Raw genomic sequence first — 9,381 nt, forward strand, 5'->3', positions numbered from 1 at the left:
ATGTTGCGGCGTTTCCGGATTATAGCGATGCCTTCGAGGAGATCGCCATGACAGCAACGACCGTGAATACCGCCGCTCTTGGACCCTGGACGCCCGATTCGTGGCGCGCGAAGCCCATTTTGCAGGTTCCGAGCTATCCGGACCAAGACAAGCTCGCGGCGATGGAAGCACGGCTGCACCGGTTTCCGCCGCTGGTGTTCGCGGGGGAAGCGCGCCGGCTGAAAACCGCCCTCGCACTTGCCGCCGAAGGGCGCGCCTTCGTGCTGCACGGCGGCGATTGCGCGGAAAGCTTCGGCGATTTTACGGCCAATATCATCCGCGACACGTTCCGCGTCCTGCTGCAGATGGCCGTGGTACTGACATATGGCGGTTCGGTGCCGGTGGTGAAACTCGGCCGGATGGCCGGGCAGTTCGCCAAGCCGCGCAGTTCCGATACCGAGACGATCGGCGGGGTCACCCTGCCCTCCTACCGCGGCGATATTGTCAACGGCCCGGATTTCAGCCCGGAAGCGCGGATTCCCGACCCGGCGCGGATGGAGTTCGGCTATTTCCAATCCGCCGGCACGCTCAACCTGCTGCGCGCCTTCGCCTCCGGCGGCTATGCCGATCTGCATCAGGTGCATCGCTGGAACCTCGATTTCGTGCGCCGCTCGCCGCTCGCGGAGCGTTACCGCGATTTGTCCTCGCGGATCGACGAAACGCTGCAATTCATGGCCGCCTGCGGCATGACCAGCCAATCGACGCCGCAGATCCACGAGACCGAGTTCTACACCAGCCACGAATCGCTGCTGCTGCCCTATGAGCAGGCGTTGACCCGCGTCGATTCCACCACCGGCGAGCATTATGCCTGTTCGGCGCATTTCCTGTGGATCGGCGATCGGACCCGCCAGCTCGAGGGGGCGCATGTGGAGTTCATGCGCGGTGTGAAAAACCCGATCGGCATGAAGGTCGGGCCGAGCATGGAGGAGGACGACATGCTCCGCCTGATCGACCGGCTCGACCCTGACAATGAACCGGGCCGGCTGACCCTGATCGCCCGTATGGGGGCCGATCACGTCGCGGCGAAACTGCCGAAACTGCTGCGCGCCGCCAAGCGTGAGGGGCGCCGCAACGCCTGGCTGTGCGACCCGATGCACGGCAACACGATCACCACCGCCGGGCGGATCAAGACCAGGCGGTTCGATGCGATCCTGTCCGAAGTGCGCGGGTTTTTCGATATTCATGAGGCCGAGGGCACAATCCCCGGCGGCGTGCATGTCGAGATGACCGGCCAGGACGTCACGGAATGCGTCGGCGGTGCACGCCAATTGTCGGAGGCGGATTTGTCTTCGCGCTACGAAACCTTCTGCGACCCGCGGTTGAACGCCGAGCAATCGCTCGAACTCGCCTTCCTGATCGCGGCGGAGCTAAAGGCGCGCCGGGCGCCGCGCAGCACCGAGATCGCCGCGGAATAATGAGCCGGGTCACCCGCCGGAGCGCTGCGACAACCGGCACACGGGCCGATCTCGATGCTGCGATCGCGGCGCGGACCGATGCGTATTTCAACCGCACCAAAGCGATCGTCGAGAAATTCGGCGATAGCCGGGTGACCTACGCGTATTTTCTGCGCCGTCCGGTGGTGTCCGCCCCAGCGCTGATGCTGCGCTGGTTGAACGAGGTCGTGGCGGCGCGGGGCGAGCGGATCGATATCGAACTGCCGCACCCCGAAGGCGCCTGGGTCGGCGCGGGCGAGCCGATCGCTTATATCACCGGCAGTTTCATCACGCTGGTCGATCTCGAGACTATTTTGCTGCAGAAACTCGGCCCCGCCTGTGTCGCCGCGCATAACGCCTATCAAATGTGTGCGGCGCTGCCGAAATCCGCCTTTCTCGCGATGGAGGCGCGCCATTGTGCCGGGGCGGAGATGCAGGAGATGATGGCCTATGCCGCCTCGGTCGGCTCGCGCGCCGCCCAGGCCGAGGGGGCGCGTGGCTTTATTGGCAACGCCAATGATGCGACGGCGCATTATTTCGGCGCGCCGCATGGCTATGGCACGATGCCGCACGCCCTGATCGGCTATGCCGGCTCGACGCTGCGCGCCGCCGAAATGTTCCGCGAAACCTTCCCCGACAACGATCTGACGGTGCTGACCGATTATTTTGGCATGGAAATCACCGATGCGCTGGCGGTCTGCCAGCGCTTTCCCGATCTGGCGGCGGCGGGCCGGCTGTCGGTGCGGCTCGATACCCATGGCGGGCGGTTTCTCGAAGGGCTCGATCCGCAGGCCAGCTACGCCGTGATGGAACGCCATGCGCCGGGGGCGATCCGCCGCTATCGCAGCCATAATGAGCTACGCTATCTGATCGGCACCGGCGTATCGGCCGCCGCGATCTGGCGGATGCGCGAGACGCTCGACGACGCCGGGTTCATCCGGGTGAAAATCGTCGCGTCATCGGGGTTCGGCGTCGAGAAATGCAGCGTGCTAGCCGATGCCCATACGCCGATCGACGTGGTCGGCACCGGCAGCTTCATCCCCGAGACCTGGGGCGAGACCTACGCGACAGCCGATATCGTTGCGTATGACGGTGAACCGCGGGTCAAGATCGGCCGGGAGTTCCTGCTGCGCGATCGGGCGTGATGACGCGGCACAACTCCTGCGGCGTAGCCCGCGAGCGCGGTTCGGCTTCACGGAAATGTCAGAAAACTTTACACCCGTCAGATGTCAAGATCGTTAACCTTTTGAAATCATATGGTGGCACCGATTTTGCATAGTTTGCATGCGATCGTGCAATTAACTCGTGACATCCAGGGATGATCCATGAAACCATCGTTTATGCCGCTGCTTCTGGTCTTTGCACTGAGCCTGCCGGTGGCAGCATCGGCCAGTGTCGTGATCCGGTTCGATCCGACGGTGCCTTCGACCACCGCGACCGCGACCATCAGCTACAGCGGAAGCTATGTCACGCCCGCGCAGGCGACCGCACCGTTCGCCGCCTCGCCGTTTTCCTTCACGGCGACGCTGCCCGCGCAATCCTACGCACCTGACGGCATCGGTACCGGGCTGGTCTTTTCCGGCGTCAGCGGCACGTACACCAACAACGACGTCACGACGAGCTACAGCAACGCAACGCTCGATCTGCTCGGGCAATATATTCAGACCTTCCAAAACGGTGTCCTGATCGGGCAGACTGAACAGACGCTCTTCATCCTCACGATCAATTCGCTGTTGCAGACGGGTGATCGATACACGCTGAACATGGTTGCCGATCAGTTCCTGTACACCGAACAGGCTCCGCTGGTGGCAAATCCGCTGACCGCACCGCTCAGCACATTTACGCCCGCGATTGTGACGATGCTGCCGGGGTCGTTTTCGGTCCTGTCCGGCGGGATTGCCAGCTACACGCCGCCGCTGCAGCCTGACCCCGAAGCCAGTGTGAATGCCGGCGGGAGCGGCACCGTCGCGTCGCCGCTGGTCGCGGTGCCCGAGCCTGGCAGCCTGATCCTGCTGGGCGGCGGCGTTCTGATGTTCGCGCTGATCAACTGGTGGCTCCGGCGCCGGGCGGCGCGGGCCATGATACTCAGACTACGATAAGCCGCGGGTGCAGGTTCAGGGGCGCAGACGCAGCGCCCAGTCGCGCAGTGCTATGATCTGCTGGGCGATGAACTGGCGAGTCGTCGCATCCGTCAGAACGCCGGTGCCATCGAATTTCTGACCGGCGCCGCCGATCATGATTTCCGGCTTGTTCAGCACATGCGCATCGAGAAAGACGAACACTTTGCGCAGATCGTACTGGGCACGTGCCGTGCCGATCATGCCGGGGCTGGCGCCCATGATGGCGACCGGCTTGCCGCGAAACGGCTGGGGGTCGCAGCGGGAGAGCCAGTCGATGGTGTTTTTCAGCACGCCGGGGATCGAGTAATTATATTCGGGGGTTGCGATCAGCACCGCATCCGCTGCGGCGATCTGGCCGGCGAGGGTGAGGACCGGCGCGGGCGTGCCGATGGCGCGGATATCATCGTTATAGAGGGGGATGTCGCCGATGGCGGCAATCTCGATCGCGACACCTTCGGGCACCAGATCGGCCGCCGCGCGAAGGGCGGCCATGTTGAGCGATCCCTGCCGCAGACTGCCGCACAGACCCAGAATATTGAACGCGGCCATGGGTGTTACGATGCGTCCGGCGTGGCCTGATCGACCGCGGCCGGCAGGTGCTGCGCCAGCAGGTTGGCGGCTGTGGTGGGATCGATGCCGAATCGCTCGGCGATCGAGGCGATCACCGGGTTGCCGAGCGCCTGCTGGACTTGGTCGGCCGAGATCGGCAGGTTCTGGCCGTTGCCGATCCATGAGGCGACGTGGGCACCCATGCCCGATTGCTCGAACTGCTGCATCACGCCGGACATGCCATCGATGCCGTGCTGTTGCAGCACACTCATCACCTGGGCCTGGACGTCGCCGCCCGGGGCATCGCCGGCTGGGGCATCGCCGCCGCCGAGTGCGGAACTGACCATGCCGGAAATCTGATCGAACAAGCCCATGATACCCCCCTTGAATGAAATCGCGACCGGATCAGGCAGGCAAATCCGGTCGCGAGTCAACAAGATCGACGGGTGTCGTAATTAATTCTTGGCGGCGTGCAGATGGTCTTCCATCGCCGCTTTTTCGCAGACGTAGGCACCGTGCTTGGTCTTGCCGAAATATTTCGATTTCGCGGTGTGATAGGCCTTGCTGCCGGTGGCGTGCCACACGACGCCGCCCATGCCGCAGGCGGTCTTGGCCTCGGCTTCGGTTTTGTAGCCAGGTAGCTTGCTGTGGCTCATGTGGCTCTCGGTGGTCTTCTTTTTAGTGCTGGCATGGGCGGTGCCGATGGCGCCCATGGTAAAGGCGAGTGCCAGGGCGGGCACTGTCGCCCGTAGGATTTTGGTGATCGTCATTGAAATCATCTCCGTGAATTGCGTGAAGCCGAGCAGGATTGGACGCCGCGCGCCCGGATCGTTGGGACCTCACGAGCGCGTGAGCCGCATTACCGCCGCGTTGCGGCTAAAACAAGGCCGCTCTCCGCCGGCGATCATGACGGGGCCACGATTTCCGCCTATCATTGTCGCATGACCGAAACGCTCAACATCGCGATTGCCCAGCTCGACCTGCATGTCGGCGCGATCGACAAAAATCTGGCCGCGATCAGGGCGGCCCGCGCGCAAGCCGCGGAGGCCGGGGCCGATCTGCTGGTAACGCCGGAGCTCAGCATCGCCGGGTATCCGCCCGAGGATCTGGTGCTGAAACCGGCGTTCATCGCCGCCTGTCATGCGGCGGCCGAGGCGCTGGCGGCCGATACCGCCGATGGCGGGCCGGGCATTGTGGCCGGCCTGCCCTGGCTGGCCGACGGGGCGCTGCACAATGCGGCGTTCGTGATGGATGGCGGCGCGATCATTGCGCGGCGGGCCAAGCATGAACTGCCGAATTACGGCGTGTTCGACGAAAAGCGGGTGTTCGTGGCGGGGCCCGCGCCGGGGCCGGTGAAGTTTCGTGGGTTTCGGCTGGGCGTGCTGATCTGTGAGGATTGGTGGTTTCCGGCGGTGCCGGAGACCTTGGCGGAATCCGGGGCGGAGATTCTGATTTCGACCAATGCCTCGCCGTTCGAGGACGGCAAGCAGGGGCGGCGGATTCAGCTGGCGCTGAACCGGGTGGTCGAAACCGGGTTGCCGTTCATTTTTGCCGCGCTGACCGGCGGGCAGGACGAGATCGTGTTCGATGGCGCTTCGTTCGCGCTCAATGCGGATCGTTCGATCGCGCTGCGGATGGCGCATTTCGAGGCCGGGCTGGCGGTGACGCAGTGGCGGCGCGGCAATGCCGGGCTCGTGTGTGCGCCGCATGCGATCCCGCCCGATCCCGCGCGGCTCGACCTGGTATACCGGGCGATGGTGATGGGGCTTGCGGATTATGTGAACAAGAACGGCTTTCCGGGGGTGATTCTGGGGCTCTCGGGCGGGATCGACAGTGCGATTTCCGCGGCCGTCGCGGTCGATGCGCTGGGGGCCGACCGGGTGCGGGCGGTGATGATGCCGAGCCGGTACACCAGCTCGCATAGTCTGGAGGATGCTGCCGCCTGCGCTGCGTTGCTGGGAATCCGCTGCGATACCGTGCCGATCAGTGCGGCGACCGGCGCATTCGAGGCGGCGCTTGGGCCGCTGTTCGAGGGGCGGGCGCCGGATATCACCGAGGAGAACATCCAGTCGCGCGCGCGGGGGCTGATTTTGATGGCGCTGTCGAACAAATTGGGCGCGATGGTCCTGACGACCGGGAACAAATCGGAAATGTCGGTCGGTTATGCCACGCTGTATGGCGATATGTGCGGCGGGTATTCGGTGCTCAAGGATGTCTACAAGACCACCGTGTTCGATTTGTGCCGCTGGCGGAATGCGCATCGGCCGGACAATGCGCTGGGGCCGGCGGAGATGGTGATGCCCGAGCGGGTGATCAGCAAGCCGCCGAGTGCGGAATTGCGCGACAATCAGACCGACCAGGACAGCCTGCCGCCCTATGAGGTGCTCGATGCGATCCTGGCGGCGCTGATCGAGGGCGAGGCGGCGATCGAGGATGTGGTGGCTTCGGGGTATGATCGGGCGACGGTCGCGCGGGTGTGGCGGCTGCTCGACCGGGCTGAATACAAGCGGCGCCAGGCGCCGCCGGGGGTGAAGATCACCCCCAGGGCGTTCGGCCGCGACCGGCGCTATCCGATCACCAACGGGTTTACCACGCTGGTGACCTGATCGGGCCGGGTGCTGGTTATTCCAGCAGTCCGAGGCGGCGCAGGGCCGACATCTGGCGGACCATGACGAGGTCGGCCACGCGCGCGGCATCGCGCTCGGCGGCTGGGTCGGCCGCGTAGGTTGCAAGCGCGTTCAGGCGGATGATCAGAGCCTGGCCGCCTTCGAGCAGGCTGGACGGGACGAGGGCTTCGCCGTTGGTCCAACGGTGGGTGTCTTCGTCGTTGTGCCAGCCGGACCGCAGGGTGGGTTCGTCGAGCCTGATGGCCCGGCTGCCGCTGGCGGTTTCGACCTCGAGGGAGGCGATGTCGAGGCCGAGGCGGCGGCGGTCACGCGAGGCGGCGTCGTACTCGGCGGGAACCATGGCGTTGGATACCAGTACGACATTGACGCAAGGCTGGATCAGATCGATCCGGTAGGTCAGGCTGTCGACCACGGTGACCGGCAGGGCACCCTGCTCGGTCAGGGCGCGCAGGCGGCAATCGTGGGACTGGCGCAGTTTGGGCAGGCGCTCGAGCAGGCGGGCGCGGATGCGGGTGACGATATCGCCGGCTTCGAGGAAGGGCGCGCAGCCTTCGGCTTCGCGTTTGGTCTGCGCCATGTGCGGGTGCAGGACCATCGCGGCGCCGCTGTTTTCGAAGAAATTGCGATTGCCGGTTTCGAGATACGATTCCACGGGGAGGGATTCGGCGAGCAGGATGTCGTGGCTCTCGAGTTCAACATGGAAATAGCTGATCCGGTCGCGCGGTTCCTGGACGATCGAGCGGCCGTTGACCAGGATTTTGGCGGGGATCAGGCAGCCATCGATGAACAGGGCGTGATCGGGTGACACGTAGAGGGTGCGTTCCGGCAGGCCGTGGTCGATGGCGCCGGCTTCGATGCGGATGGGCCAGACGGTTTCCGGGCGGGGGTGGCGGGCGGCATCGATGGTGCGGTGGCCGACCCATTTGACCGGGCGCATGGCGCCGCTGTCGGTGATCAGGCGGTCGCCGGGCTCCATGTCCTCGACCGCGATATCACCGTGCAGGCCGAGCAGGCGGGTGCCTTCGAGGAAGCAGACGGTGAGGTCGATGCCGCCGTTGGGATCGGGAGCGACGTTGAAGGCGTTGGTGCCGAACGTGCCGGTGGAGAGGCTGACACTGCCGATGACCGTGCCGTTGTTGAAGAGATCGATCACGCCGCCGGGCGCGGTTCCCTGACCGAGCAAGACCTTGTTCTGGGTAAAGGTTGCGGATGTTGCGGTAACGCCCTTCAATTCGATCTGGTCGCCGGTGCCGAAATTGTTCAGGGCTCCCAACAGATTGAGGCTCACGCCGGGATCGATCACCAGTTTGTTGCCGGCACCATCGAAATTGATGGTATCCAACGCGCTGATTCCGATTGCCGAGCCAAGCTCGAGCGTGCCGTTGCCGGTTGCCAATCCCTGACTGTTGGCGCCGATATTGAAATCGGACAACAGAGAGACGCCTGCTAATCCGGTCAGGACTTCGTCCGCGTTGCTGATATTCGTCGTCGTTAAGGCACTGACGCCGACAATGCTCTCATTGACGTTTGCGATGATGGGCTGAGAACCAGCCGCTCCCTGTATATTAAGCGTGTCACCGACGCCTATCCCGATATCCACCGAGACATCGTAGTTGCCGGACGTGGTAATTGACCCGGTACCCAGTGCCGCTATCGTTATTAACGTGGTCCCGCTCATGGCGCGCTCCTGCAATACGTTGATCGTATCAGGAATACGTACGCTGAACGGTAAACGGTTTCAATCTTTTTAATTTTTGTTAACACACAATTTTAGCAAGTAATATTTTTTTAGAGACTCATGTGGAAAAATTTGTCTTGTTAGCGTATCGGATATCAGCACGCTAATTAGTTGCTCGGAAAATACGCTAGATCAAGAGGTTAATGGGGTCTTGTGTTTCGTTTCAGCTTCATGCGGTGTGATCGGCGCGGCGATCGGGTTTGAAAATGGCCGGGCGCGCGAGCGTCGCTGGTCGGTGGACGGGACGCTGCGATCGCTCCGCGTCGGACGTTGGGCGTTATTGACAAACGAAGCTCGCGTTAGATTGATTACACGTCAAGTGGTTGCGCCGTGCGGTGCTGGCGGAAATTCCGTCGTTTTATTGCTATATCGTAACAATATAGGCGTGCATGGGTTGAGGTTCAGGCAGGTCGAATTTCGAGATCGAAGATGGGCGTCGGGGCGTGGGTCTGGTCAGGTTGTGCCGCGCCGAAGAGGATGTGGCGGCGGGAGTCGGGCGGTGGGTCGGGGCCGAAGGGCGGTTCGGTCGGCAGGTCGATGCCCATGGCGTTGTAGAGCGTAACCATCCGGTCTGAGCCGCCTGCCGCTACGGGAAGAAGCCGCTCATAAGAGCGCTGCTATGAGCTGATTCATATGCAGGGAGCTGTGGCGGATGGAGATCATCACGGGGACTGAGCGCCGGCGTCGCTGGCGGGATGAAGACAAGCTTCGGATTGTCGCGGAAGCTGAGGCACCGGATGCTGTATTTGCCTTGGTGGCACGGCGGCACGAGATTTCGCGAGGGCAGTTGTGGAAATGGCGCGGGCAGGTTCGGCGCGGTGAGTTGGCGCCGGTGCGGGTGGAGCCGGAGTTCATTCCGGTCCGCGTGATGGCGA

General features: G+C 63.5%; 10 protein-coding genes. 5 read left to right on the forward strand and 5 right to left on the reverse strand.

The genetic code is table 11. The annotated features are described in order from the left end of the window. Positions 1–47: 47 nt before the first annotated feature. From BW994_RS12265 to BW994_RS12275, 3 genes are all read left to right on the forward strand, one after another. Positions 48–1,454: a class II 3-deoxy-7-phosphoheptulonate synthase gene (locus BW994_RS12265; RefSeq protein WP_029311698.1), complete on the forward strand. Its 1,407-nt coding sequence runs from the start codon at positions 48–50 to the stop codon at positions 1,452–1,454. Beyond that, positions 1,454–2,617, forward strand: a complete 1,164-nt coding sequence (locus BW994_RS12270) for a beta/alpha barrel domain-containing protein (protein WP_029311699.1) — start codon at positions 1,454–1,456, stop codon at positions 2,615–2,617. The genes BW994_RS12265 and BW994_RS12270 overlap by 1 nt, the downstream gene beginning before the upstream one ends. A gap of 180 nt (positions 2,618–2,797) precedes the next feature. Next, on the forward strand, positions 2,798–3,571 hold the full coding sequence (locus BW994_RS12275; protein ID WP_029311700.1) for a PEP-CTERM sorting domain-containing protein: 774 nt from the start codon (positions 2,798–2,800) through the stop codon (positions 3,569–3,571). 15 nt (positions 3,572–3,586) lie between these two features. On the opposite strand, the gene BW994_RS12280 is transcribed toward BW994_RS12275, so the two are convergent. From BW994_RS12280 to BW994_RS12290, 3 genes are read right to left on the reverse strand one after another with little or no spacing between them, the layout of a single operon-like run. Then, complete coding sequence (locus BW994_RS12280) at positions 3,587–4,141, reverse strand: NADPH-dependent FMN reductase (RefSeq protein ID WP_029311701.1); 555 nt, start codon at positions 4,139–4,141, stop codon at positions 3,587–3,589. A gap of 5 nt (positions 4,142–4,146) precedes the next feature. After that, a complete protein-coding gene (locus tag BW994_RS12285; RefSeq protein WP_408734947.1) occupies positions 4,147–4,578 on the reverse strand; it encodes a YidB family protein in 432 nt (143 codons plus the stop codon). A gap of 18 nt (positions 4,579–4,596) precedes the next feature. Then, on the reverse strand, positions 4,597–4,911 hold the full coding sequence (locus BW994_RS12290; RefSeq protein ID WP_029311703.1) for a hypothetical protein: 315 nt from the start codon (positions 4,909–4,911) through the stop codon (positions 4,597–4,599). A 171-nt stretch (positions 4,912–5,082) separates the two neighbouring features. Between BW994_RS12290 and BW994_RS12295 the strand changes: the two genes are divergently transcribed. Continuing rightward, entirely contained in the window at positions 5,083–6,747 is a 1,665-nt protein-coding gene (locus BW994_RS12295; RefSeq protein ID WP_029311704.1) for an NAD+ synthase, read from the forward strand. 16 nt (positions 6,748–6,763) lie between these two features. Here the strand turns inward: BW994_RS12295 and BW994_RS12300 are convergent, their stop codons facing one another. Both BW994_RS12300 and BW994_RS19690 read right to left on the reverse strand, forming a co-directional pair. After that, positions 6,764–8,200, reverse strand: coding sequence for a Hint domain-containing protein (locus BW994_RS12300; protein WP_051657314.1), 1,437 nt, complete (start codon positions 8,198–8,200; stop codon positions 6,764–6,766). Positions 8,201–8,907: 707 nt separating this feature from the next. Continuing rightward, entirely contained in the window at positions 8,908–9,072 is a 165-nt protein-coding gene (locus tag BW994_RS19690; RefSeq protein WP_156038129.1) for a hypothetical protein, read from the reverse strand. Between the two features lie 86 nt (positions 9,073–9,158). Between BW994_RS19690 and BW994_RS12305 the strand changes: the two genes are divergently transcribed. Next, positions 9,159–9,381 (forward strand): transposase (locus BW994_RS12305; protein WP_139334101.1); only part of this gene is annotated, 223 nt, incomplete at its 3' end.

The sequence above is a fragment of the Acidiphilium rubrum genome (assembly GCF_900156265.1).
GTDB lineage: Bacteria > Pseudomonadota > Alphaproteobacteria > Acetobacterales > Acetobacteraceae > Acidiphilium > Acidiphilium rubrum.

Coding starts and splice junctions, on each gene's coding strand:
- BW994_RS12265 (WP_029311698.1), top strand. CDS start 48: ATGACAGCAACGACCGTGAATACCGCCGCTCTTGGACCCTGGACGCCC.
- BW994_RS12270 (WP_029311699.1), top strand. CDS start 1,454: ATGAGCCGGGTCACCCGCCGGAGCGCTGCGACAACCGGCACACGGGCC.
- BW994_RS12275 (WP_029311700.1), top strand. CDS start 2,798: ATGAAACCATCGTTTATGCCGCTGCTTCTGGTCTTTGCACTGAGCCTG.
- BW994_RS12280 (WP_029311701.1), bottom strand. CDS start 4,141: ATGGCCGCGTTCAATATTCTGGGTCTGTGCGGCAGTCTGCGGCAGGGA.
- BW994_RS12290 (WP_029311703.1), bottom strand. CDS start 4,911: ATGACGATCACCAAAATCCTACGGGCGACAGTGCCCGCCCTGGCACTC.
- BW994_RS12295 (WP_029311704.1), top strand. CDS start 5,083: ATGACCGAAACGCTCAACATCGCGATTGCCCAGCTCGACCTGCATGTC.
- BW994_RS19690 (WP_156038129.1), bottom strand. CDS start 9,072: ATGGTTACGCTCTACAACGCCATGGGCATCGACCTGCCGACCGAACCG.